This window comes from Pseudomonas sp. 478, assembly GCF_003254125.1.
GTDB lineage: Bacteria > Pseudomonadota > Gammaproteobacteria > Pseudomonadales > Pseudomonadaceae > Aquipseudomonas.
This window is the reverse complement of the sequence record NZ_QKZG01000005.1, coordinates 65390-92119: the sequence shown is the minus strand read 5'-3', so window position 1 is coordinate 92119 and position 26730 is coordinate 65390. Positions and strand designations below refer to the sequence as shown.

General features: G+C 59.3%; 18 protein-coding genes. 16 read left to right on the top strand and 2 right to left on the bottom strand.

Features of this window, described 5'->3' with window-relative positions; genetic code table 11:
• Positions 1-124 precede the first annotated feature (124 nt).
• The 3 genes from DFS28_RS12215 (at position 125) to pgm (ending at position 4840) form a co-directional block, all read left to right on the top strand.
• Positions 125-1612, top strand: a complete 1488-nt coding sequence (locus DFS28_RS12215; protein ID WP_111449981.1) for a hypothetical protein — start codon at positions 125-127, stop codon at positions 1610-1612.
• Between the two features lie 67 nt (positions 1613-1679).
• Positions 1680-3080 carry a PLP-dependent aminotransferase family protein gene (locus DFS28_RS12210; protein WP_111449980.1) on the top strand — a complete coding sequence of 467 codons (1401 nt, stop codon included), beginning with the start codon at positions 1680-1682 and terminating at the stop codon, positions 3078-3080.
• Positions 3081-3193: 113 nt separating this feature from the next.
• Positions 3194-4840 carry a phosphoglucomutase (alpha-D-glucose-1,6-bisphosphate-dependent) gene (gene pgm / locus DFS28_RS12205; protein ID WP_111449979.1) on the top strand — a complete coding sequence of 549 codons (1647 nt, stop codon included), beginning with the start codon at positions 3194-3196 and terminating at the stop codon, positions 4838-4840.
• Between the two features lie 62 nt (positions 4841-4902).
• On the opposite strand, the gene DFS28_RS12200 is transcribed toward pgm, so the two are convergent.
• Positions 4903-5598 (bottom strand): pirin family protein, encoded by a 696-nt coding sequence (locus DFS28_RS12200; protein ID WP_111449978.1) that lies wholly within the window; start codon positions 5596-5598, stop codon positions 4903-4905.
• Positions 5599-5878: 280 nt separating this feature from the next.
• On the opposite strand from DFS28_RS12200, the gene DFS28_RS12195 reads away from it, so the two are divergent.
• Positions 5879-8353 carry a UvrD-helicase domain-containing protein gene (locus DFS28_RS12195; protein WP_111449977.1) on the top strand — a complete coding sequence of 825 codons (2475 nt, stop codon included), beginning with the start codon at positions 5879-5881 and terminating at the stop codon, positions 8351-8353.
• A gap of 66 nt (positions 8354-8419) precedes the next feature.
• On the opposite strand, the gene DFS28_RS12190 is transcribed toward DFS28_RS12195, so the two are convergent.
• Positions 8420-8692 carry a DUF1652 domain-containing protein gene (locus DFS28_RS12190; protein ID WP_111449976.1) on the bottom strand — a complete coding sequence of 91 codons (273 nt, stop codon included), beginning with the start codon at positions 8690-8692 and terminating at the stop codon, positions 8420-8422.
• 263 nt (positions 8693-8955) lie between these two features.
• On the opposite strand from DFS28_RS12190, the gene DFS28_RS12185 reads away from it, so the two are divergent.
• From DFS28_RS12185 to DFS28_RS12125, 12 genes are all read left to right on the top strand, one after another.
• Entirely contained in the window at positions 8956-9771 is an 816-nt protein-coding gene (locus DFS28_RS12185) for an AraC family transcriptional regulator (RefSeq protein WP_111449975.1), read from the top strand.
• Positions 9772-9821: 50 nt separating this feature from the next.
• A complete protein-coding gene (locus tag DFS28_RS12180) occupies positions 9822-11225 on the top strand; it encodes an FAD-binding oxidoreductase (RefSeq protein ID WP_111449974.1) in 1404 nt (467 codons plus the stop codon).
• Between the two features lie 47 nt (positions 11226-11272).
• Complete coding sequence (locus tag DFS28_RS12175; RefSeq protein WP_111449973.1) at positions 11273-11614, top strand: cupin domain-containing protein; 342 nt, start codon at positions 11273-11275, stop codon at positions 11612-11614.
• A 47-nt stretch (positions 11615-11661) separates the two neighbouring features.
• Positions 11662-12747, top strand: coding sequence for a polyamine ABC transporter substrate-binding protein (locus DFS28_RS12170; protein WP_111449972.1), 1086 nt, complete (start codon positions 11662-11664; stop codon positions 12745-12747).
• Positions 12748-12944: 197 nt separating this feature from the next.
• Positions 12945-13403 carry a hypothetical protein gene (locus tag DFS28_RS12165; protein ID WP_111449971.1) on the top strand — a complete coding sequence of 153 codons (459 nt, stop codon included), beginning with the start codon at positions 12945-12947 and terminating at the stop codon, positions 13401-13403.
• Between the two features lie 430 nt (positions 13404-13833).
• Positions 13834-15291, top strand: a complete 1458-nt coding sequence (locus DFS28_RS12160) for a serralysin family metalloprotease (protein WP_111449970.1) — start codon at positions 13834-13836, stop codon at positions 15289-15291.
• Positions 15292-15358: 67 nt separating this feature from the next.
• Positions 15359-15784 carry an AprI/Inh family metalloprotease inhibitor gene (locus tag DFS28_RS12155; protein WP_111449969.1) on the top strand — a complete coding sequence of 142 codons (426 nt, stop codon included), beginning with the start codon at positions 15359-15361 and terminating at the stop codon, positions 15782-15784.
• A 187-nt stretch (positions 15785-15971) separates the two neighbouring features.
• Complete coding sequence (locus tag DFS28_RS12150) at positions 15972-17747, top strand: type I secretion system permease/ATPase (protein ID WP_111449968.1); 1776 nt, start codon at positions 15972-15974, stop codon at positions 17745-17747.
• Complete coding sequence (locus DFS28_RS12145; RefSeq protein ID WP_111449967.1) at positions 17744-19078, top strand: HlyD family type I secretion periplasmic adaptor subunit; 1335 nt, start codon at positions 17744-17746, stop codon at positions 19076-19078. The genes DFS28_RS12150 and DFS28_RS12145 overlap by 4 nt, the downstream gene beginning before the upstream one ends.
• Before the next feature lie 2 nt (positions 19079-19080).
• Positions 19081-20445, top strand: a complete 1365-nt coding sequence (locus DFS28_RS12140) for a TolC family outer membrane protein (RefSeq protein ID WP_111449966.1) — start codon at positions 19081-19083, stop codon at positions 20443-20445.
• A gap of 39 nt (positions 20446-20484) precedes the next feature.
• The gene (locus DFS28_RS12135; protein WP_111450240.1) at positions 20485-23442 is read left to right on the top strand and encodes an autotransporter serine protease; all 2958 of its coding nucleotides are present in this window, start codon (positions 20485-20487) and stop codon (positions 23440-23442) included.
• A gap of 224 nt (positions 23443-23666) precedes the next feature.
• Complete coding sequence (locus DFS28_RS12125) at positions 23667-26714, top strand: autotransporter serine protease (protein ID WP_111449965.1); 3048 nt, start codon at positions 23667-23669, stop codon at positions 26712-26714.
• Positions 26715-26730 lie beyond the last annotated feature (16 nt).

Genomic DNA, 26730 nt, shown 5'->3' with positions numbered 1-26730 from the left:
CTAAAAGCTTAAGTGCTAGCATTTGGCAATAGCGTCCAGTACTTCAATCGTGGCAAGCAACCCATTGCGCAATGCGTGTCGTTGTTGGCGCGATATCGAACTTACAAGCATCAGGTAAATAAAGATGACCAATATCCATGACCAAGCGATGAACTATGTCTATCAGCAAGTGCTGCAGCGATTGCTGAGTTTCTTCTCGCGCGCCGAACGCACGGCATTGCAGCTGATGATTCAGCGACTGGTGGTGGCCGCGGGGGGCATGGAGCATATTGGCGATTACAAGGTCCTGGCGATTCAGTCCGGGTCCCGCGACAGTTGTTACACCCTGGCGCTGCTGCGCGCCGCGCAGCTGAGTATCGCCGGCCGGGCGCCAGCGACATTTCAGTTGCGAGTGGCATCCTTGCGCTTGAACGACGCAAGCCCGACGGCCCTGGAAAACATCCATCGCAGCTACAGCGCCTTGTTCCTCTACGACGATCCGCGGGTCGAAGTGTTGATGGTTGATAACCGGGAAGTCCTGCCGTTCAACCACCTGGCGCCGATTTCCGAAGGCGGCCGTGAGTCGAATCGGCTCAATCTTTTGATGGTGGGCCATTGTCGCGCCTGGAACGGGCCGCTTGATCTGTGGGACGACGGGTATCTGGCTACCGGCGAGTTCTATGGGCAAATAGCTCGCTGGGACAGCGGCGTGGATGCATTGATCAGCAGCGACTCACCTCGTCAGCAGAAGCAGTTTCTCGACGGCTTGAAACGTGCTGCCGCCAAGGCCGGGCTCAAGACCTCGAATCACCATGAAACCGGCTACGAGGCGCTTTTCGCGCTGCTCGATGAATTGGGCAGTGACTGCTACCGCGCTTTTTATGCTGAGCATGACCAGGTTGCGTGGCGTCCGGCCGAACAATTCGAGACCTGTCGTCGCGCCACGTACATCGACATTCACGACTTGTTGGTCAGCAACCTGGAAGAGCGTTGGCCACTGCTCACCGAGTTTCTAGGTTTTCAACCTGACGAACTGGCGGCCCAGCTCCGCGACAACGAGTACGTCAGCCTTTCTATCTCTGCACACATACGGGGTTTGCAGTCGTGCTTCGTGCAGGACCGCGGCTACGAGACGGGTGTCGCCGAATTCCTGCAGCGGGCATTGGTGATGATGCGGCGCAAACAACTGGCGCAACGGTTGTGCGAACAAGCGGTAGAGGCGTTCGGCAATCCGGCGACGTTGGGCGAGCAGCGCGTGCTGGCAGCGGCCGAGGCTCAAAAAAACCTTGGCCTGAGCGAGGCTCAACTGGTGTGCCTGCTCTTTTCACCTTTCGTCGAGAATGGCGCGGCGCTTGAGTTTTTTCTGCGCCAGTGCCACCCCGGCATGCTCGTGGCGATGCCTGATTTGCACCGGGCAATGCAGGGCAATCCTGTGCCAGAGCAGGTTCTGCAATGGATGACCGACGTCAGCGGGTTGCCTGTCAGCTTGATCGGCAAGCTTTACCGCATGGGCCCGGTGTCTGCGGATGAGGGTAGGGGCGGCGCGCTGGAAATCGACGGCGCGGGTGTGCAAGCCGCAACCGACTATGACGACGACACGGCGGTGGCGGATGAATGGTCAGCGGGGCGCTGAAAGTGCGTGGCTTGACAGATTTCTTGACGACGCATGATGACGTTCATACGGCATTCGGCCCTCGCCCATGAAAGGGCCACGAGAAACTGACTTCGCGTATCAGGCGGTGTACCGATATCTGACTAACCTGATCAACGAACCGGTCAGTGACACGCGAGTCCGTCTGCCTTCGTTGCGACAGTTGGCGGAGCGTCTGAGCGTGTCTATCTCGACCATTCAGTACGCTTATTCGCTGCTGGAGAAGGAAGGGCGCGTTTATTCGGTGGCCAAGTCCGGCTATTACGCGTTACCGGTGTCCTCCATCAGCACGCTCAGCGGTGGCAACGACCTGCTGGAAACCGTTTATGTCAACGCCAGACGTCCCGGAATGCTGGTCTTGAGCGCCGATGAACCGGCGTTGTTGCAACCCCTCGACAGTCCGTTGTTACTGCTGGAACGAGAACTGCTGCGTCAGTATCCGCGTCAGCCGCAACCGACATCGCAACCTTGCGGCGAGCTGGAATTGCGCATTGCCCTGGCAGCGCGCTACACCACCTCGCCGCTGCGCTGCTGGCACGCCGACGATGTCTATATTGGCGCTGACCTGCGTGGCGTGCTGGAAATACTGATCGCGGTGTTGAATCTCAAGGACGCCACGGTGTTGGTCGAGTCGCCGTGCGATTGGGCGATTCTGCGGTTGCTCCAGGCTGCGCAGGTGCGAGTGATCGAGCTGGCGGTGCAATCGAGCGGTGGCCTGGACGTCGAATGGCTCAAGGAGCTGCTGGAGACCGAGCCGGTGCGGCTGGTGATGGTTTCATCCGGGCTGAACATGCCGCGAGGCAGCCGGGCACCCGATGACAACCGACAAGCCGTCGCGCAGTTGCTGGAGCGACATGGCAGTTGGGTGTTGGAAAACGACTGCTACGGCGAACTCGGATTCGAACCGGACGGCCAGCGGTTTCGCGACTTGCTGGACCCTGATCGGCTAATTGTGTTTTCCACCTTCGAGAAAATCATCGGACCGGAAGCGCCATACGGCTATCTGCTGTCGCGGCATTTCAGTGCTGAACTGCAACGGTACTTTCTGCTGCGTTCGTTCCGCTTGTCACCGATTCGCCAGAAAGCCATCGCCCGCCTGTACGGCAATGGACGTGTCGATCAGCACCTTCAGGTATTACGGCGGATGCTCAAGGACCGCAAAGTGCAGATGACGCAACTGTTGCAGGAGCGTCTGGGGGATGCCTTGCACTTTGTCGACCCTCAGGGCGGGGCGACCGTCTGGGTTCGTTCGCTGCGCCAGGTCGATGTGCGTCGGGTGTTCCAGCGCCTGCTCAAGCACCAGGTGGTGATCGCACCGGGAGAGCTGTTCAGTCTCCAGGGCTTGCATGCGCAACACTTGCGCCTGAGTCACACCTTCGGCGGTGATCACGACCTTGGCGCGGCAATGGGCTTGTTAGGGGACGCCTTGCGTCTGGAATCGATCGATTGAACGGGGGGGCGCCCACCCTGCGTGACGCTCATGGATCGATCCCATCGCGCTACGGTCAAACTGCCAGTAAACTGCGTTCCTATTCCTGAACCACTCTACTTCAGAGGTTTTGCATGACACTCAGTCCTTTTGCGGGCAAACCGGCACCGGTAGAACTGTTGGTCGACATCCCGCGACTGGTAACGGCCTATTACACCGGTCAGCCCGATGCCGCCATTTCGACCCAGCGCGTAGCGTTTGGCACATCCGGGCACCGAGGCAGCTCGTTCGACTTGAGTTTCAACGAATGGCACGTTCTGGCGATCAGCCAGGCAATCTGCCTGTACCGCGAAGCCCAAGGCATTGACGGTCCGCTGTTCGTCGGCATCGACACCCACGCGTTGTCCACCCCGGCCGGCACCAGTGCCCTTGAAGTACTGGCCGCCAACGGCGTGACGGTAATGATCGCCGAAGGTGACGAATACACCCCGACACCGGCCATTTCCCACGCCATTCTCTGTTACAACCGCGGACGCACGTCGGGCCTGGCGGACGGCATCGTCATCACGCCGTCGCACAATCCGCCGCAAAGCGGTGGCTACAAATACAACCCTACCAATGGTGGCCCGGCCGATACCCACATCACCAAGTGGATCGAAGCCAAGGCCAATGAACTGCTGAGCAACAAGCTCGCTGGCGTCAAGCGCATCAGCTACGAGCAGGCGCTGAAGGCCAGCACGACCCATCGTCACGATTACCTCAACACCTACGTTGCCGACCTGATCAACGTAATCGACTTCGACGCCATCCGTGATGCCAAACTGCGTCTGGGTGTCGATCCGCTGGGCGGAGCAGGGGTACGCTACTGGTCGGCGATTGCCGAGCATTACCGTCTGGATCTGGAAGTGGTCAACAAACAGGTCGATCCGACCTTCCGCTTCATGACGGTCGACTGGGATGGTCAGATTCGTATGGACCCATCGTCCACTCACGCCATGCAGGGCCTTATCGGTCTGAAAGAGCGTTTCGACGTAGCTTTCGCGTGCGATCCGGACCACGATCGCCATGGCATCGTGACCCCGTCCGGTGGTTTGCTCGCGCCGAACAACTACCTTGCCGTATCAATCGATTACCTGTTCCAGAACCGTCCGCAGTGGCGCGCCGATGCGGCCGTGGGTAAAACCGTGGTCAGCAGCGGCTTGATCGATCGCGTGGCAAAACGTCTGGGGCGTCGCCTGTACGAAGTGCCGGTCGGCTTCAAGTGGTTTGCTGACGGCCTGTTCGACGGTTCTCTGGGCTTTGGCGGCGAAGAAAGCGCCGGCGCTTCGTTCCTGCGCAAGGATGGCAGCGTCTGGTGCACCGACAAGGACGGCTTGATCCCGGCACTGCTGGCCGCAGAAATGACCGCCCGCACCGGCCGCGACCCAAGTCAGGCCTATCGCGCCTTGACCGACGAACTGGGCGAACCGTTCTCGGTGCGCGTCGATGCCAAGGCCAACCCTGAGCAGAAGGCCCTGCTGAGCAAATTGTCGCCGGACCAGGTCACTTCGACCCAGTTGGCGGGCGAAGCAATCCAGAGCATCCTCAGTCATGCACCGGGTAATGACCAGGCGATCGGTGGTCTGAAAGTCATGACCGAGAACGGCTGGTTCGCGGCGCGTCCGTCGGGCACCGAAGACATCTACAAGATCTACGCTGAAAGCTTCGTCAGTGACGAACACCTCAAACAATTGGTGGCAGAAGCGCAAACACTGGTGGACGGCGCAATCTCTGCGAAGTAATCCAGAATGTAAAAAGGGGCGGCCATGACGGTCGCCCCTTTTTTTGTCCCGCGTTTACCCGATCAAGCCAGGTCCACCAGGACGATTTCACTGTCTTCGATGGCGGTCACCCGCAACACTTGCTCATCGGCAACCGCAATGCCGTCTCGAGCTTGTGCACGTAAGCCATTGACTTCAATGATGCCGGTGGCCGGTACCAGATAGGCGCGACGGCCATTGTCCAGGCGATACTCGGCGGATTCACCGGCCTTCAGGTTCGCGGCCACCAATCGCGCATCGGCTCGAATCCGCAGGCTTTGATCGTCGCCGGCCTTACCGCTCGCCAGCGTTACGAAACCCTCGCGCTGGCCTTTTGGAAAGGGCTTCGCGCCCCAGGACGGTGCCAAACCGGTTTCGTTCGGGATGATCCAGATCTGGAAGATCCTGGTCTCCGTGGCTTCCAGGTTGTATTCACTGTGGGCGATCCCGGTGCCGGCGCTCATGACCTGAACGTCGCCCGCTTCGGTACGACCCTTGTTGCCCAGGTTGTCTTCGTGAGTGATTGCGCCTTCACGGACGTAAGTGATGATTTCCATATCCCGGTGCGGGTGTTTCGGGAACCCGGTGCCAGAGGCAATCACGTCGTCGTTCCACACCCGCAGATTGCCCCAGCTCATGCGTTTCGGGTCATGGTACTCGGCGAACGAAAAGTGGTGATGAGCATCCAACCAGCCATGGTTGGCGCCGCCCAGGGATTTGAAGGGTCTGAGTTCAAGCATGATCGTCTCCTGAAAAGGTTCGTCATGGGGCAGAGCTACTGAGCCATGAAACGCGAACCGGTGGTTGATGGGGAGCATCATCTATCAGGCATAGATCGATAAAAAGCGTAAAAAATGCCTCAATACAATCGAATAATTTGATATCAAATCACCTCGAAAGATTCTCATCCAACCTTCACTTCATCGCATAAGCCAATGACCTGTAAGCATTTCACTAGAACTGAACGGCAAATGCAGACACCATAGCCCTCAACAGCCTCACACCCTGGAGTCAGCCCGCGTGCCGCAACACACCCCCGATCTTCCTCCTGAACTTCGTCCCCTGGCCGAGATGCCGCTGCTCAAGCGTCTGGCCGCCCGGTTCTTTGGTCATGGCCTGACGCGTCTGCGCGCACAACACCGGGCATCCTGGCTGCACGGCCAGGCCGACGGCTTTCGCAGCGGGCACAGTGCCGGCGTGGATTACGGCTATAAGGAAGGCAAACTTGAAGGGTTGGAGGAAGGCCGGCAGGTATTGTTGATCCGCGACTCGCGCTCGACTGAACACCGGCCACCCAACGTTGACGAGAATCTGTTCGACGATTGGCGTCTGCCGTTGAGCGCTGAGTTGAAGAAGCGCATGAAGACGGATGTCGCTCGACTGCTGCCACCGCACGCCCAGCCCAGCGCCGCGCAGTGGAAAATGATCTTCAGTGACACACCGTCGACCTCGGTGATTGCCGGCGCGGGTGCCGGTAAGTCGACCACGTTGGTGTTGCGTATTTTGCTGCTGACCCATTATCTGGGGTTCGAGCTGAGTTCGATGACGGTGGTGACCTTTACCCGTGAATCGCGCAAAGACTTCATCAACAAACTGATCGAGCTGTTTGCACTCTGGGGTCAGTCGCTCAGTTTCAAAGAGGCGCGCGATCTGGTGCGCACCTTCCATTCGAGAATCCTGCCGATGGTTCGCAGTCTGCCGGGTTTCGAGCGGCTGCAAGCCTTCGAAAACCTCAGTCACCGTGCGCAGAGCGGCGACGAGGAGGTCGACAGCAATCCTTTCGACCTGCGCATCAACGACGCCCAGCGCCAACAACTCAACGCTTGTTATCACAGCCTGCACACCCGTGATGAGCGCTTTCGCGAATTGATCAAGCCATTGTCCCGTCATGCGCTGCAACTCAAGGAGCTGGAGCGCGATCACCCGGACGTGCAGAAACGCATGGCCGTGACCGAACTGGCCGCCAAGCGTGATGAAGAACTCTGCGACGCTATCGAAGATTTGTGGTTTCGCGCGGGTGCCTGGCCAATCAAAGGCATCGAGCCGAAGCGCCACACATTCGATATCAACGGCTCGACATTTCATTGTCATGGCTATATTCCGAGCCTGGACGCTTGGGTGGTGCTGGGATTCGATCCCCGGGAAAACCCGCAGGTCAGCCGCCCCAATGCCAAATTGAGCGTGCGCGCGGAATGGGCTGTAAAACGCACCCTGTTTCAAGCTTTCTGTCGTAAGCCGTTGATATGGCTTGATAGTTACGAGTCATCAAAGCGTGTATTGGCGTCTCTTGGAGGCGATGCCAGTGCCGGACCGGGCTTCGATTACAAGGTCAAGGGCGAGCTCAGCTCTGCGCCGTTACTGGACTGTTTTGTCGCTGCCGCCGGATTTATCGAGAATCTTGGCCTGGACGTACCCAATGCCGTGGGCCAGATGAGTTTTGCCAAAGACGACCCCGACCGATTTTTCTTCGAGGCCTTGAGTCTGTACTGGCGAGCGCTGGAAGATCATCTGCTCGATCAGAAGCCACCGGTGATGACCTACAACCGGATGTTCGCCTTGTTCAGTGAACATTCGCCGGAAAACCTGAAGCTGCTGAGCGATGAGCTGCTCAGGCCGATGTCGCACCTGATGATCGACGAGTTTCAGGACGTATCGCCGCAGATCGTTTCCTGGATTCGCGCGAGCCTGGCGGAAATCCGCAGTCGGGGGCCGGCCATGCACGTGGGGCGCGGTGCACAACGTTCGTCGTTGCTCTGTGTCGGCGATGACTGGCAATCCATCTACGGCTGGCGGGGCAGTTCGCCGACGTACTTCATGGAATTCAACAAGGAATTCCCTTCACCCAGCACGACCAAAGTCATGCTGAGCGACAACTACCGCAGTCACCAGCACATCATCGATGCTGCCGAACATATCGTTCGTGCGGCGCCGGCGATCGCGGGCAAGAAGGCCAAGGCCAGTGGCGAGCCGAAGGCATTACTGCCGGTTAACGTTCTCGATCGTGACGATCAAGGCATGGCCAAACGCCTGATGGAGCACTACAAAAAAGGCGATTCAATCTTGATGCTTTATCGAAAAAGCAGCGATAAGTCATTGATAGAAGAGCATATTCAGTCTGTAGTTAATGTGGATTCTAGCTTGCCGTATGAAGCGCGAAGGCTCAAGCAACTGACTTATCACAGCGCCAAGGGACTTCAGGCCGACGCCGTGTTCCTGCTGGGTGATTGTCAGCACCTGACCAGTTCACCGTACAAGAACCAGGTCTACCGCATGGCAGGTCTGGGTAAGTCAGGCGACAGCGAAGCGTACGACAGCGCACAGAAAGACGAGATCCTGCGACTGGCTTACGTCGGCATCACTCGGGCCGTGAGTCATTGCTATTGGTATGTCGATGGGCAAGACACCCAGGCGGCCAACCTGCCTAAAGCGTCCGATCGGATCGGCAAGGGCAAGGCATTCTTTGCCGACCATCGACAGGGCAAGACATCGGCGTGAACCGTAAAAAATCGTCGCGCACAAAAAAGCCCACTTAATGTGGGCTTGTTGTTGAAGGTTCAGCCTTCAGGCATAGCTCCTGAGGGCGGCTGGCGGAATGAAAGCCTCAAGCTCGTCTTCCACCGCTTCGATTATTCGTTCTACATCCGCAGCATTCATTACCGTCGCGCAAGGAATTCCGGCGATGGCGATCATGGTCTCACCACTGGCACGGTCAAATAGACGGGCAATCATGCTGCCCGGCGCATCCATGCTCGCCTCGAAACCCATGGGATGAAAATGCCAGCGCATCAGCTGGCAGGCGTTTGGAAAGGTGACTTTGCTAAACCCTCTATTCATATATAGCCCGCCTTATTCATCGAGCGCTTCCTTTAGCTCATGTTAGGAGGGAAGAACCTTCAATGGCTCAACCGGTGACTGCCTTTAAAAGTAGCAGCCAAATGTGAAAACAATGTGGTTTTTTCAGGCCGTTTAGCGATTGGTTCAGTTTTTTTGATGCAGGTCATGGAAATGATCGGTGTTCGGCCGTTGGCCACCACTGGTTGGTCATTGAAGCTGAGACGGAATTTCGGCAAGCTCGGCTTTTTCTCGCTGAGTCCTTTATGCACGCCGATGATGATGGTCCGCTGCAAAACCAGGCCACGGGCGATACGGTGATGCGTTATCACTTGCGCTGGAAACACCGGGACCTGGACGGGGTGATGGCGCTCTATCATCCAGAGATCCAGTACAGCGATTTTTTCCAGAACCGTGTGATGGGGCTGTCCGAATTACGTGAATACGTGCGCAGCAGCATGCCCCGCGATCCCGATGAGGCCCTGGAGCACTCAGACCGTATTCGTCTGGACGGCAACACGGCGTTCATTCAGTACCGTATAACCCTGCGCGGCGGTGAAGGCCTGGTGTCGTTTCGGGCCAGCGAGGCGATTACCGTACGTGACGGACTGATCTGGCGGGTCAACGAATACGCCTCGCTGGTGCATGAACAGCCCTCCAGCAAAGCCGCCAGCAGCCAACGCCCGGCGGTCAGTCGGCTCGGGCTGTCGGCACGCCAGCTGAGTTTCATGGCTGAAGACTTGCAGCAATATTTTCAGCGCCAACAACCTTATCTCGATCCCGAACTCGACCTGCAACGGGTGGCGAAGGAGTGCGGGTACAGCCGCAATCAGATTTCCTATCTGCTGAATCAGGTGCTTGGCCAGAGCTTCTACCGATACGTCAACCAGGCGCGCCTGCAGCATTTGCTCGCCGCACTGGATCACGCCACGCCGCCATTGCGTATCGACGAACTGGCGTTTGCCGCCGGGTTCAATTCGTTGTCGGCGTTTTACAGCTGCTTCCGCCAGCACACCGGCCAGTCGCCCAAGGCCTACGTAAAACAAATTTCTTTGCGTGCACGCGCGCAAGACAGCCTCTGAGTCCACGCACTAGGATCGACGCCATCGAAGTTTGAGTGGCGGAGTCTTGCATGTCGGCGTGGCGCACTATCAGTTTGTGGATGGATCAACTCGACGAGCCATTATTGGCGCGTCCGGCGCTGGAACAGGATCTGGACGTCGATGTCGCCATCATTGGCGCCGGATACACCGGCCTCTGGACCGCGTACTACCTCAAACGCCAGGCGCCCGACCTGAGCATTGCCATCGTTGAAGCGCAAACCGCCGGTTTTGGCGCCTCGGGGCGTAACGGCGGCTGGCTGATGGGCAATGTGCTGGGCGAAGACCGCTTGCTCGCCGACTTGTCGCCCGAACAGCGCCGGGCTTCTTTCGATTTGCTGCACGGCATTCCGGATGAAGTCGGGATCATCCTTGAGCGTGAAGACATCAGCTGCAATTACCGCAAAGGCGGGGCGCTGTATTGCGCTGCCCGCTATCCGGAACAGGAAGCCAGCCTTCGGCACTATCTCGACACGCTCTATCGCCAGGGATTGACCGAAAGCGATTACCGCTGGCTAAACCCCGAGCAGTTGGCGCAACAGATCAGAGTCGCCAAACCTTATGGCGGTATCTATGCACCGCACGTTGCGACCCTTCACCCGGCAAAGTTGGTGCGAGGTCTGGCTCGGACGGTGGAGAAAATGGGCGTCAGGATTTACGAGAACAGCCCGGTCACCCAATGGCAATCGGGTGGCCTGCACACGGCGAAAGCCTCGGTTCGCAGCCGTTGGATCGTGCCGGCGGTCGAAGGTTACTCAGTCACCTTGCCACCGTTGGGGCGTTATCAGTTGCCGGTGCAAAGCTTGATAGTCGCCACCGAACCGTTATCCGCTGCCACGTGGGATGAAATCGGCCTGAGTCGCGGCCAAGCCTTCAGCGAAAGCAGTCGCCAGGTCACTTACGGTCAGCGCACGGCTGACAACCGGTTGGTGTTCGGCGCCCGGGGCGGTTATCAGTTTGCTGCCAAGTTGCGCCATGACTTCGACTTGACCACCAGCGAAGTAGAGCTGCGGCGTTATCTGTTTGGCGAACTCTTCCCGCAGCTCAAGAACGTGCGGATTACCCATGCCTGGGGCGGCAATCTGGGAATGTCCCGGCGTTTCAAGCCGCACATGCTGTGCGATCAGGCTAGCGGCATCGCCTTGTCGGGAGGCTATGGCGGGGAGGGCGTCGGTGCCAGCAACCTGGGTGGCCGGACACTGGCCGACCTGATTCTGCAGCGCGATACCGAGCTGGTTCGCCAGCCGTGGGTCATTCAGGGAGGGCTCGACGCGCTCCGGGCCTGGGAGCCGGAGCCCTGCCGCTGGCTTGGTTACAACGCGATCATCCGCAGCTTCGTCCATGAAGACCAGATCCTGGCCAACCCGGCCACCGCACCCTGGCGTCGCAAACTGGCCACCGGTATCGCCGGCTTCATGGAAGGTTTCATGCGGTAAATGGTGCGTTCTTCACCTACAGGCTCAATCGATCGATAGGTACTCCCATGAGCATCACGCAATTCAAGAACACCGCAACCCTGGAGCTGGAAGCGTCGAATTCGGTCGCCGTACCACTGGGCTTGCCCGTGGCAGTGGCCTCGACTTCCAGCGTTGAACGCGACGATGGCGTCGAAACCGGCGTCTGGGAATGCACGCCCGGCCGCTGGCGACGGCAGATCGTCGCCCAGGAGTTCTGTCACTTCATCCAGGGGCGCTGCACATTTACCCCTGATGACGGTGAAATCCTGCACATAGAAGCCGGCGATGCACTGATGTTGCCAGCCAACAGCCTCGGTATCTGGGATATCCAGGAAACCGTGCGCAAGACCTACGTTTTGATTTTTTGATCCTCTGATTGCCTGCCAACAACAACAAACCCATCAGGAATCGACTCATGATCCGAAAGACACTGACTCTGGCTCCCCTTGCGCTCTTCGCGACCCTCGGCCACGCGGCCGAGACCGTCAAGATCTACAACTGGTCGGAATACATCGCCCCGGACACTACCAAAAACTTCCAGAAAGAAACCGGCATCGCGTTCAGCTACGACGTCTTCGACAGCAATGAAACCCTCGATGGCAAATTGATGACCGGCAAATCCGGCTACGACGTGGTGTTTCCGTCGAACCACTTCATGGCGCGGCAGATTCAAGGCGTGGCGCTGAAGAAGCTCGACAAGAGCCAACTGCCGAACTGGAAAAATCTCAACCCTGCGCTGCTCAAGGCCTTGCAAACCAACGATCCGGGCAATGAACACGGCTTCCCGTACCTCTGGGGCAGCACCGGCATCGGTTACAACATCGCCAAGGTCAAGGCCGTGTTGGGTGATAACGCGCCAGTGGACTCCTGGGACCTGATTTTCAAACCCGAAAACATGAAAAAGCTGCAGAAGTGCGGCGTGGCCATCCTCGATAACGGCCCCGAACTGTTGCCGGCGGCCCTGAACTACCTGGGCCTGCCGCATCACAGCAAAAACCCGGAAGACTATAAAAAGGCTGAAGCGCTGCTGATGAAAGTCCGCCCGCATGTCAGCTACTTCCACTCGTCCAAGTACACCAGCGACTTGGCCAATGGCGACATCTGCGTGGCCGTCGGCTTCTCCGGTGACATTCTGCAAGCCGAAAACCGCGCGAAAGAAGCCAGGAACGGCGTCGACATCGGCTATTCGATTCCCAAGGAAGGCGCCGCGATCTGGTTCGACATGGTCGCCATGCCGGTAGACGCCCCGGACGAAAAGGCCGGCTATGCCTTCATGAACTACCTGCTGCGCCCGGACGTCATGGCCAGCATCAGCAACTACGTGCACTACGCCAACGGTAACGAACAGGCCGACAGCCTGATCGACCCGGCGATCAAGAATGACACCAAGGTCTACCCGAGCCCGGACATGATGGAGAAATTGTTTGCGCTGGAGGCGATGCCGCTGAACATTGACCGGGTTCGGACGCGGGTCTGGAACAAGATTCGTACGGGGAGCTGAGGGGGATCAGCATTGGGTGGACGCCATCCGGACCGATGGCGTCTGGTTTTTCTGTGTCGACGAGGTATGTATTCGGAATAAAAATCAGATTCTTATACCTGTCATTTATGACAGGTTACAGCTCTGCAGCTTTCTTGCTAAATAGCTGGGCAAACGCAGGCGAATAATCGTCCGCGGTGGAGCCAAGGAAAATCACTATGTCCAGCAAACCGTTGAGCCCATCCAGAACCTCGAAAACCGCAAAGGGCGAGGCAACAGGCACCCTGAAAGGAAGCATCACTAATCGGTACACTGAAAAAAAACACCCTTTCAACGCCACATGGATCTGGCGCGACGAACAGGAGGGGACACTTCGCTTTCACGGCACGATGCCGGACCCTGAAAGAGAAGGCTGGACAGCGCTATTGGCGTTACAACTCAGTCAGAAAGACGCGAGTGGTCATTATGAGGTGGGGGATAAGCAGATACTTCATCTGGGTTATTCATCAAGCCATCCAGACGGCAGTCAGGCCAGTTTCGAAGCGAAAACAGGCACGGTCGTCATCCAGAACAGCTATCCCGAGCAACCTATCAACGGCAAGCTGGATTTTGAAACGCTTGATTGGGGAAATGACCTTTATCACGTAGAGGTCATCTTTGAGATCTCGCAATTTTAAATGCGTCCTTTAGCGCGTCCGTCCGCCTGGGATTTCCGGCGGACGGTATTTTTGTTGGCCGTATGTGAGTCGGTACTCACCAAACGTTTAATTGATTGATGGCAATGCGCTGGCACTCATATTAATAAGTTCAGCAAAGTGAGACTCCATCGACAAAAAGCAACTTACCTCTATTTAATAATTAAATATCAAATTGTCAGACAATTTGCGCAAACCGCCATCTAACAAACAATATTTCGACAGCACAGGCATTGTTTCCGGGTACTTGCAGGAACAACTCAATTTGACGTCAAAAAAAAATGTAGACGGTTGATTTCAAATTGTGTCAGTTTTCTTTCGCCTTCATTGGGCGAGTGATAGGACGATCTCGCCAGAGATCGTTGCTGTCTGACAAAAAAACTGTTCCATAGCTAAACAAGGAAGTGTGTTTATGTCGAAAGTAAAAGACAACGCTATTGATACCGCCGCACAGGCGTTCCAGCCACTGCAAGCATTGGCTGCATCCAGTTCTGCGTTCAACCAGATCAATAGCTTCAGCCATCAGTATGATCGGGGCGGTAACCTCACGGTCAATGGCAAACCCTCCTTCTCCGTCGACCAGGCAGCGACCCAATTGCTGCGCGATGGTGCTGCCTACCAGGACAAGGACGGCAGCGGCAAAATCGAACTCACCTACACGTTCCTGACCTCTGCGTCGTCGAGCACCATGAACAAGCACGGGATTACCGGCTTCAGCCAGTTCAGCGCTCAGCAGAAAGGCCAGGCCGTTCTGGCCATGCAATCCTGGGCCGACGTGGCCAATGTCACGTTCACCGACAAGGCCACGGGTGGCGACGGTCACATGACCTTCGGCAACTACAGCGGCGGCCAGGATGGCGCGGCGGCCTTCGCCTATCTGCCTGGTACGGGCGCAGGTTACGACGGTACTTCCTGGTACCTGACCAACAGCAGCTACACGCCAAACAAAACGCCGGACCTGAACAATTACGGCCGACAAACCCTGACCCACGAAATCGGTCACACCCTGGGCCTTGCCCATCCTGGCGACTACAACGCGGGCGAGGGTGCTCCGACCTACAACGACGCGTCCTACGGGCAAGACACCCGCGGTTACAGCGTCATGAGCTACTGGAGTGAAAGCAATACCAGCCAGAACTTCAGCAAGGGCGGCGTCGAAGCTTATTCGTCCGGTCCGCTGATGGACGATATCGCGGCCATCCAAAAGCTCTACGGCGCCAACACCACCACCCGCACCGGTGACACCACTTACGGCTTCAACTCCAACGCCGGGCGCGACTTCCTGAGCGCGACTTCGTCGTCGGACAAGGTTGTGTTTTCGGTATGGGATGCGGGCGGCAAGGACACCCTGGACTTCTCCGGTTTTACCCAAAACCAGAAGATCAACCTCAATGAGGCCTCGTTCTCCGACGTTGGCGGCATGGTGGGTAACGTGTCCATCGCCAAGGGCGTCACCGTCGAAAACGCTATCGGCGGTTCGGGCAGCGACCTGCTGATCGGCAACAGCGTGTCCAACGAACTGAAGGGCGGTGCCGGCAACGACATCCTCTTCGGCGCGGGCGGCGCAGACAAACTGTGGGGTGGCGCCGGTTCGGACACCTTCGTGTTTGCCGCCAGCAGCGATTCCAAACCCGGTGCTGTCGACCAGATCCTCGATTTTGTCAGCGGCCTGGACAAGATCGACCTGACCGGCATCACCAATGGCGCGGGCCTGCATTTCGTGAACGCGTTCACCGGTGCGGCAGGCGATGCGGTGTTGACCTCTTCGGGTGGCAACAGCCTGTTGTCGGTGGACTTCTCCGGGCATGGGGTGGCTGATTTCCTGGTCAGCACCGTGGGCCAGGCGGCTTACTCCGACATCGCTGCGTGATGTGAGGTGAAAAGGAGGGCGGCGCAGACGCGCTGCTCTCTGCCCCTTGAAATGAGTAAAGCGCCTTATGATCCATAACCGCTTCACCTGCAGAACAACCGCGTGGCTATTGGCGACGTTCATGATGATTTTTGGAGATGTAGCCATGGCGAGCAGCCTGAAATTAGCAGACCCCTCGGAACTGGCCGGCAAATGGCAGGCGACCCTGATCGCCAAAGATGACTCGCCAGAGTCCCAGGCGTTGCAGGACAAACCGTCCAACGTCTGTGTCATCGACTTTCAACCGAAACAGACACTGGGCGAGGGCGCCGATTGTCTCAGCGCCTGGCTGGACGGTGAATCTGCGATTGGCTGGTTCCCTGAGCCGGATGGCCTGGCGATCACCGGCAAAGAAGGTTCGAAGATTCTATTTCTCAGCCGCCAACGCGACGGATCGTATAAAGCCACCTTGAAATCCGATCTGGTCATAACACTTGTGCGCCAGGTGCAATAACACGATTCGAATAGAGCGCTAGTCATTGCCGGCATAAGCACAACACAACTAGTGGAAGCGCTCTGTCGCCCACGAAAAGTTGTTATTAGTTTGTAAGCGCTATCGCAAGGCCTATATCCGCCCTGCGCGGACAGTTAATGGAAACTTCGCCAGAAAAGGGCGGGGAATAACACCTCAGGAATAACCCATGAAGATGGCAAAGAGTCCGGCCACCGCACCTTTATTCAAAGCGCTGGGCGACTACAAGAGCATCCTGGTCAGCGTCGGTAGTTTTACCGCGTTAATTAACGTGCTGATGCTGGTCCCGTCGATTTACATGCTTCAGGTCTACGACCGCGTGCTGTCGTCGCAAAATGAAACCACCCTGGCGATGCTGTCGTTGATGGTGGTCGGGTTCTTTGCCTTCATCGGTTTGCTTGAGATCGTGCGCAGCTTCATCGTGATCCGCATCGGCAGCCAACTGGAGCGCCGCTTCAACCTGCGGGTCTATCAGGCCGCATTCGAGCGCAACCTGTTCAAGGGCGAGGGTAACGCCGGGCAAGCCTTGGGGGACCTGACGCAAATTCGCCAATTCGTCACCGGCCCTGCGTTGTTTGCCTTCTTCGATGCGCCGTGGTTTCCGGTCTATCTGTTCGTGATCTACCTGTTCAATGTCTGGCTCGGCGTGTTTGCGACGGTGGGCACGGTGCTGTTGATCGGCCTGGCTTGCCTCAACGAGACAATGACCAAAAAGCCCCTGGGCGACGCCGCAGGGTTTTCCCAGAAATCCAGCCAACTGGCCACCAGTCACCTGCACAACGCCGAAACCATTCAGGCCATGGGCATGCTCGGGGCGTTGCGTACACGCTGGTTCCAGGTCCATTCACGTTTCCTCGGCTTGCAGAACCAGGCCAGCGACACCGGTGCCGTCATCAGCTCCCTGAGCAAAACCCTGCGCCTGTGCCTGCAATCGTTGGTGCTGGGGCTGGGTGCATTGCTGGTGATCAAGGGGGATATGACGGCCGGGATGATGATCGCCGGCTCCATCCTGATGGGCCGCGTCCTGAGCCCCATCGACCAATTGATCGCCGTGTGGAAGCAGTGGAGCGGCGCCAAGCTCGCTTACCGTCGTCTTGATTCGTTGCTGCAAGCCTTTCCACCCAGTGATGAAGCCATGGCGCTGCCGGCGCCGAAGGGTCAGATCAGCTTCGAGCAGGTCAGTGCCGCGCCGCCGGGGCAACGGGCCGCCACGCTGCATTTGGTCAATTTCAGCCTCGGTGCCGGGGAAGTGCTCGGGGTGCTCGGGGCCTCCGGTTCTGGCAAATCGACATTGGCCCGGGTGCTGGTCGGCGTCTGGCCGACGCTGGGCGGGACGGTGCGGCTCGACGGCGCGGACATTCATCGCTGGAACCGCGACGATCTTGGTCCCTACATCGGTTATCTGCCGCAAGACATCGAGCTGTTCAGCGGCAGCATCGCTGAAAACATCGCCCGGTTCAGCGAGGCGGACCCGCAAAAAATCGTTGAAGCCGCGCAGCAGGCCGGCGTTCACGAACTGATTCTGCGCATGCCGCAAGGCTACGACACCGTGCTCGGCGAGGACGGCAGCGGTTTGTCCGGGGGGCAGAAGCAGCGTGTGGCACTGGCGCGGGCGTTGTACGGCAACCCGCGCCTGGTGGTGCTGGATGAACCCAATTCCAACCTCGACACCGTGGGCGAAGCCGCATTGGCCAGCGCCATTGCGCAAATGAAAACCCAAGGCACCAGCGTGATTCTGGTGACCCATCGCTCCTCGGCACTGGCCCAGGCCGACAAACTGCTGGTGCTCAACGAAGGGCGCTTGCAAGCCTTCGGCGCAAGCCAGGACGTGCTCAAGGCACTCGCCGCCAATCAGGAGCAGCAGCGGGAAAAAACCGCGCAAGCACCGGGCGGGCTCAGCATGAGCCGGCAGTATCAGCCCTCGACAAGGAATTCGGGCGTATGAGCAACATCAGCGAAGCCACCATGGAACACGACTACATCGCAGAACGCCCTGAGCGCGACGCGCGTTTCTTCGTCCGCATGGGCTGGATTCTGGCGATCGTCGGCGCCGGCAGTTTCTTCACCTGGGCCAGTCTTGCGCCGCTTGACCAAGGCATTCCCGTGCAAGGCACGGTCGTGGTGTCGGGCAAGCGCAAAGCCGTGCAATCGATGAGCAGTGGCGTGGTCAGCCAGATCCTGGTGCGCGAGGGGCAAGTGGTGAAGCAGGGCCAGCCATTGTTCCAGCTCGACCAGACCCAAGTCGCCGCGGACGTGCAATCGCTGCAAGCGCAATACCGCATGGCCTGGGCCAGTCTGGCGCGGTGGCAGAGTGAACGGGACAACCTCAAGCAAGTGAATTTCCCCTCCGAACTGAGTAACAATCCCGACCCGCGCCTGGCCTTGGTGCTGGAAGGTCAACGTCAGTTGTTCAGCAGTCGCCGAGAGGCGTTTTCCCGCGAACAGGCTGCCTTGCGCGCCAGTATCGAAGGCGCCAGCGCGCAACTGGCCGGCATGCGCCGCGCCCGTACGGACCTGACTGCCCAGGCCAGCTCTCTGCAACAACAGCTGAGCAACCTGCAGCCCTTGGCGGACAACGGCTACATCCCGCGCAATCGGTTGATGGAGTACCAGCGTCAGCTGTCACAGGTTCAGCAACAATTGGCGGAAAACAGCGGCGACAGCGGCCGTGTCGAACAGGGCATCCTCGAATCGCGGCTGAAACTGCAACAGCACATCGAGGAATACCAGAAAGAGGTCCGCACCCAACTGGCCGATGCGCAATTGAAAAGCGTGACGCTGGAAGAGCAGCTGACTTCCGCCGGGTTCGATCTGCAACACAGCGAGATCATCGCCACCGCCGATGGCATTGCGGTCAACCTCGGTGTTCACACCGTCGGCGCGGTGGTGCGTCAGGGCGAAACCCTGCTGGAGATCGTGCCTCAGGGGACGAGCCTGGAGGTGGAAGGGCACCTGCCGGTCAACCTGGTCGACAAGGTTGGCACGCACTTGCCGGTGGACATCTTGTTCACCGCGTTCAACCAGAGCCGCACGCCGCGGGTGCCCGGCGAAGTCAGCCTGATCTCCGCCGACCAGATGATCGATGAGAAAACCGGTGCGCCGTATTACGTACTGCGCAGCAGCGTCAGCGATCAGGCCATGGAAAAACTCAACGGTCTGGTGATCAAGCCTGGCATGCCGGCGGAAATGTTCGTGCGCACCGGTGAACGTTCACTCCTCAACTATTTGTTCAAACCGCTGCTCGACCGGGCAGGTTCCGCGTTGACTGAGGAATAAGGATGTTCCGCTGTATGAATAAGCTTTCCATGCTCGCAGCGACCCTGGCGTTGCTGACCTGCAACAGTGTGCTGGCGATGGGACCGTTCGACATCTACGAACAAGCATTGCGCAATGATCCAGTGTTTCTCGGCGCCATCAAGGAACGCGATGCCGGCCTTGAAAACCGCGCCATCGGCCGCGCCGGGCTGTTGCCCAGGATCGGTTACAACTACAACAAGGGGCGCAACTCCTCCAAGGCCACCGCGCTCAATGAGCGCGGGCAAAACCGCACCGATGATCGCAACTACAGCAGTTACGGCTCGACCCTGACCCTGCAACAACCGCTGCTCGACTACGAGGCTTACGCGTCGTACCGCAAAGGCGTGGCGCAATCGCTGTTTGCCAACGAAGCCTTTCGCGGCAAGAGCCAGGAATTGCTGGTTCGGGTGCTGGAGAATTACACCCAGGCGCTGTTCGCTCAGGATCAGATCGACATCGCGCAAGCCAAGAAAAAGGCTTTCGAGCAACAGTTCCAGCAGAACGAACACATGTTCCGACAGGGCGAGGGCACGCGCACCGACATCCTTGAGGCCGAGTCCCGCTATGAACTGGCCACGGCCGAGGAAATCGAAGCCCGTGATGAGCAGGACGCGTCGTTACGGGAACTGGGCGCGCTGATTGGCGTGCCGGCGATCAACATCGGGGATTTGGCGCCGCTGGATCAGAGTTTCCAGACCTTCACTCTGCAGCCGGCCAATTACGACACCTGGCATGAGATGGCCGTGGCCAACAATCCGAACCTGGCTTCGCAGCGCCATGCCGTGGAAGTCGCACGTTACGAAGTCGAACGCAACCGCGCCGGGCACCTGCCCAAAGTCAGCGCCTACGCCTCGATGCGCCAGAACGAGTCGGAAAGCGGCAACACCTACAACCAGCGTTACGACACCAACACCATCGGGATTGAAGTCAGCGTGCCGTTGTACGCCGGCGGCGGGGTCTCGGCCTCGACACGCCAGGCCAGCCGCACCATGGAGCAGGCCGAGTACGAACTGGACGGCAAGACCCGGCAAACGTTGATTGAACTGCGTCGCCAGTTCAGCGCCTGCCTGTCGGGCGTGAACAAGTTGCGCGCTTATCAGAAAGCCCTGACGTCTGCCGAAGCGCTGGTGGTTTCGACCAAGCAAAGCATTTTGGGCGGTGAGCGCGTCAACCTCGATGCATTGAATGCAGAACAACAACTATTTACCACCCGCCGCGATCTGGCACAGGCACGCTACGACTACTTGATGGCCTGGACCAAGCTGCATTACTACGCCGGGACGTTGAATGAGCAGGATTTGGCCAAGGTTGACGAGGCGTTCGGCCAAGGCCCGAGAACGCAATAAATGCCCCAAAAAAAACAAAAAAAGCGAGAAGTCATGAACATGGACGTACAGATCAAGCCGATGTCGGTCGGCACGCTATTACTCCTGGTGTCAGCAATGCCCGTCTCGGTGCAAGCCGCTTATCTGGAAACCGGCACACCCGGTGATGCCGCCAGCTGGCGTTCGACCGAGTTCCAGCGCGACTGGGGACTCGCCCGTATGCAAGCCGATCAAGCCTACGCCGCCGGCATCACGGGCAAAGGCGTGAAAATCGGCGAGCTCGATTCAGGCTTCGATGCTGCCCATCCCGAATTCGCTACCGACCGTTACCACGGGGTGACCGCCAGCGGCAGCTACGTTGACGGCTCCCGGTTCAATGTCGACGGCACACTGAACGCCAACAACGACTCCCATGGCACGCACGTCGCCGGCACCATTGGTGCCTCGCGCGACGGCACCGGCATGCACGGCGTGGCCTACAACGCGCAGGTCTACGTCGGCAATACCAACAAGAACGACAGCTTCCTGTTCGGCCCCAACCCTGATCCACGCTACTTCAAAGCGGTCTATAACGCGTTGGCGGATGCCGGTGTGCGAGCGATCAACAATAGCTGGGGCAGCCAGCCACCGGATGTCAGCTATCGGACCCTCGACGATCTGCAGGCGGCCTACGCCCAGCACTGGAACAAAGGCACCTGGCTCGACGAGGCCGCAGGCGTTTCCCGGCGCGGCGTGATCAACGTGTTCAGCGCCGGTAACAGCGGTTACCCCAACGCCAGCGTGCGTTCAGCCTTGCCGTATTTTGAGCCGGACCTGGAAGGCCACTGGCTGGCGGTGTCGGGGCTGGATCAAGGCAACCAACAGAAATACAACCAGTGCGGGATCGCCAAGTATTGGTGCATCACCACGCCCGGCGCGAAGATCGACAGCACCATTCCCGGCGCAGGCTATGCGATCAAGTCCGGCACCTCCATGTCCGCGCCGCATGCCACCGGTGCCTTGGCGCTGGTGATGGAACGCTATCCGTACATGAACAACCAGCAGGCGCTGGAAACCCTGCTGACCACCGCCACCCACCTCGACGGTTCGATCACCGAGGCGCCGAATTCCCGCGTCGGCTGGGGCGTGGCTAACCTCGAACGGGCGATGCACGGGCCGGGGCAATTGCTCGGACGTTTCGACGCCAATCTGGGGGTAGGGCAGAGCGATGTCTGGAGCAATGACATCACCGACAAGGCGCTGATTCAGCGTCAGAGCGAAGACGCGGCGGAACACAGTGCCTGGCAACAGACACTGAAAACGGAAGGTTGGGAGAACGGTGTACCGGTCGGTGCCAGCCAGCAGGATCGGACCGACTATGCGGTGGGCACGGCGCGCGATCTCGCCGCCTCCACTCGGGTCTACGAAGGCAGCCTGATCAAGTCCGGTGCCGGACGCCTGATGCTGACCGGCAACAGCACTTATCGCGGGCCGACCACGGTGAATGGCGGTCTGCTGTCAGTCAACGGTTCGCTGGCATCACAAGTGACCGTCAATGACAGCGGCACGCTGGGCGGATCGGGACGCATCGGCGCACTGACCGCCAACCGCGGCGCTACGGTTGCCCCCGGCAATTCCATTGGCACCTTGCAGGTGAGCGGCGACGTCACGTTTGCGCCGGGTTCGACCTACGCGGTGGAGCTATCGCCGACCGATAGCGACCGGATCGTCGCGGGCGGCACGGCCACGGTCAGTGGCGCGACCGTCAGCCTGTCACTGGAAAACAGTCCGACCTTGCTCAGCACTCAACAAGTGCAAAGCCTGCTCGGTCATCAGTACAACATCCTGCAAGCGGCCGGCGGCGTTCAAGGTCAGTTCGGCGCGGTGCTGCCCAACTACCTGTTCATCGGCGGCAGCCTCGATTACGCCGCCACGGGTGTTCAACTGAGTGTCGAGCGCAACGACACGACCTTCGCCAGCGTCGGCCAAACGCCCAACCAGCGCGCCGTAGCCTCCGCCGCTGAAGGGCTTGGGGCGGGCAATCCGGTTTACGAAAGCCTGCTGCTGTCGCCCACCGCGACGTCTGCCCAACAGGCGTTTCAGCAGTTGTCGGGGGAAATCTATCCGGCACTGGGTTCAGTATTGATCAACGACAGCCGCTACCTGCGTGATGCGGTTGGCGAGCGGCTGATTGACGCCCAAGGCACTCAAAGCAATGGCTGGATCAAAGCGCTGGGCGCCTGGGGCAAGACCGATGAGCGCCATGACACCGCCGGTTACACCACCTCGATTGGCGGCTTGCTCGCCGGGGTCGACGGGGCGCTCGATGAGCAAACCCGGATCGGTTTGGTCACCGGTTACAGCGACAGCTCGGTGAACATGGGCTCCGGCACTCACTCATCGGCCAAGGTCGACAGCTATCACCTGGGTGCTTATGCCGGCCGCGAGTTGGGTGCCTGGCGCCTGAGTGCCGGCGGTGCCTACAGCTGGCATCGGGCCGACGTCAAACGGGACCTGCAATACGGCGACGTCAGCGCCAAACAGAAAGCCAAGGTCGATGCCGGGACCACCCAAGTGTTCGGTGAAGCGGCGTATCGCCTGAACCTGCAACCGCTGGCGCTCGAACCCTTCGCGAACCTGGCCTACGTGCACCTCGACACCGAAGGTTTCACCGAGAAAGGCGACGCCGCCGCACTGAAAAGCAGTGGCGATACGCGTGACGCGGTGCTCAGCACGTTGGGCGTGCGCGCATTGAAAACCGTGAACCTGTCCGGCCAGCAGAAACTGGACTTGAGCGGCAGCCTCGGTTGGCAGCACAACCTGAGCCGTACCGATTCCGAAGAGCACCTGGCGTTTGCCGGCGGCAGCACAGCGTTTTCCGTGGAGAGTTCGGCCATGGTGCGTGATGCGGCGCTGGTGGGCGCCCATGCCAGCCTGGCCCTGAGCCGGGACATCCGCTTGAACCTCGACTACACCGGCCAACTGGCCAGCCGCGAGAAAAGCCATGGCGTAGGCCTCAGCCTCAATTGGCAGTTTTAACCCTGTGAACACCAATTGTGAGAAGGGGGTTGTCGGTTAAGCGAGATCCCTTGTGGGAGCGGGCTTGCTCGCGAAGACGGCGGCATAGTCAACATTGATGTCGCCTGACACACCGCTTTCGCGAGCAAGCCCGCTCCCACAGGTCTCGCACTTCAACTGAAAGGAACTGGGGCAAGCCCTATAGCTACCAGGATTTTGGCAACACAACTAAGGACGGTAACTGGATGAATAACACGCACAACAACCTTGCCTTGCTCTGCGCATTGGCCACCCTCGGTACCGCGCAAGCGGCGCCTTACGTGGAAAACGGTAGAGCAGGCGATCCCAACAGTTGGCGCAGCACTGAATTCAATGCCGATTGGGGGCTGGGAGCGGTCAACGCGCAAGAGGCCTACGCCGCCGGTTACACCGGTAAAGGTGTGAAGCTGGGGATTTTTGACCAACCGGTCTACGCCGCGCATCCGGAATTCTCCGGCTCGAACAAAGTGATCACCCTGGTCACCAGCGGCATCCGCGAATACACCGACCCGTACATCCCGGTCAAAGCCGGCGATGCGTTTCGCTACGACGGTTCGCCCTCGATCGGTTCCAACGGCAAGCTGGGTGCCCACGGCACCCACGTTGGCGGGATCGCTGCCGGCAGTCGCGATGGCGGACCGATGCATGGCGTGGCGTTTGGCGCGCAGATCATCAGTGCGGACAACGGCGATCCGGGCCCGGAAGACGGTATCATTCGCGGCAACGACGGCGCGGTCTACAAGGCCGGTTGGGATGCCTTGATCGCCAGCGGCGCGCGGATCATCAATAACAGTTGGGGCATCGGCATCACCGATCGCTTCGACCTCGGCGGACGCAACCCCGCGTACCCGCATTTCACCGTGCAAGACGCGCAATTGCAGTTCAACGAGATCCGTCCGTTGCTCGGGACCAAACCGGGCGGCGCCTACGACGGCGCCATCGCGGCGGCCCGCAGCGGTATCGTGACGATCTTCGCGGCCGGCAACGACTATAACCTCAACAACCCGGACGCCATTGCCGGCCTAGGCTATTTCGTTCCGGACATCGCGCCGAACTGGGTCACCGTGGCCGCGTTGCAGAAAAACCCGGACCTCAGCAGCCCGGACCTCTACAACATCAGCACTTTCTCATCACGCTGCGGCTACACCGCCAGCTTTTGCGTGTCCGCACCGGGCAGCAAAATCTACAGCTCGATCATCAGCGGTACCAACGCCGACAATTTGACCACCGGCTACGCCAACTACAACGGCACCTCGATGGCGGCGCCGCATGTCGCCGGTTCCATGGCCGTGCTGATGGAACGCTTCCCGTACATGACCGGCGCCCAGGTCGCCAGCGTGTTACGCACCACGGCCACCGACCTCGGTGCGCCAGGTGTCGATTCGCTGTACGGCTGGGGCATGATCAACCTGCGCAAAGGCATCGATGGCCCGGCGATGTTTGTCACCGAGCAAGACATTCCCGAGGAGTTCCGCATCCAGGGTGCCTACGGTTCGAGCCAGTTTGTCGCGGACTTGCCGGGGATCGGCGCGATCATCGACGCGGGCAAACCGACCGAACGCGTGTGCAATGACGTGCACTGCGGTCTCGACACGTGGCGCAACGACATTTCCGGCCATGGTGGCCTGACCAAGCAAGGCATCGGCACGCTGGTCATGACTGGCGCCAACACCTACACCGGTCCGACGCTGGTCAATCAGGGCCGATTGGCAATCAACGGCTCGCTGCTCTCGGCGGTCACCGTCAACGACAGCGGTATCCTCGGCGGTAATGGCCACATCGGCGCATTGACCGCGAAACGCGGCGGCACCGTAGCGCCAGGCAACTCCATCGGCACCTTGCAAGTGGCGGGCGACGTGACCTTCGAACCTGGCTCGACCTACGCCGTGGAGTTATCGCCGACCAGCAGCGATCAGATCGTGGCGGGCGGTAAAGCCGTGATCGACGGCGCTACCGTCAGCCTGTCCCTGGAAAACAGTCCGACCTTGCTGACCACCCGCGAAGTGAAATCCCTGCTCGGCCATCAGTACAACATTCTGCAAGCGGCCGGCGGGATCGAAGGGCGTTTCGGCGCCGTGCTCCCGGATTACCTGTTCATCGGCGGCACACTCGACTACTCGGCCAATGGCATCCAGCTGGCGGTAGAACGCAACGCAGCGTCCTTCGCCAGCGTCGGCCAAACCCCGAATCAACGCGCCGTCGCCGCGGCCGCCGAGCAACTGGGCGCCGGCAATCCGCTCTATGAAACCTTGCTGCTTTCGCCGACCGCTGCCGTCGCGCAACAAGCCTTTCAGCAACTGTCGGGTGAGATTCACCCGGCGATCGGCACGCTGCTGATCAACGACAGCCGTTACCTGCGCGATGCCGTCGGCGAACGCCTGCGCGAACGTGATCTGTTCAACGCCGCGGCACCCACCGATGACCGTAGCAACGCCTGGGTCAAAGTGCTTGGCGCCTGGGGCAAGAGCAATGGCGGGCATGACAACGCCAGTTCCAACAGCTCCATCGGCGGCTTGCTAGCCGGTGTCGACGGTCTGATCGTTGAACATACGCGACTGGGCTTCGTGACCGGTTACAGCGACAGTTCGTTGAGCATGGGCGATGGCACGCATTCGTCAGCCTCCGTCGACAGCTACCACTTGGGCGCCTATCTGGGCCATGAAATCGACGCCCTGCGTTTGAGCGTCGGCGGTGCTTACAGCTGGCATCGCATTGACGTGAAGCGTGACCTGCAATTGGGCGACGTCAGCGGCAAACAGAAATCCAAACGCGATGCGACAACCGCTCAACTGTTTACCGAAGCGGCGTATCGCCTGGACCTGCAACCGCTGGCGCTGGAACCGTTCGCCAACCTGGCTTACGTGCACCTCAACAGCGACAGCTTCACCGAGAAAGGTAATGCCGCAGCGCTCAAGGGCGGTGAAGACAACCGCGACGCCGTGCTCTCGACCCTCGGCCTGCGGGCGAGCAAAGCGATTGCCCTGTCGGACAAACAGCAGCTGGAACTGTCCGGCACGCTGGGCTGGCAGCACAACCTGAGCAACACCCGTTCCGAAGATCATCTGGCCTTCGCCAACGGCAACACCGCGTTCAGCGTGCAGAGCGTTTCCCAGGATCGCAACGCCGCCGTTGTGGGTGCGCGGGCCGGTCTGGCGGTGGCGCAGGACGTTCGTTTGAGCCTGGATTACAACGGATTGCTTGGTTCTAACGAGAAAGACCACGGTGTGGGTCTGACGCTCGACTGGCAGTTCTGATTTAACGCAAAGGAAG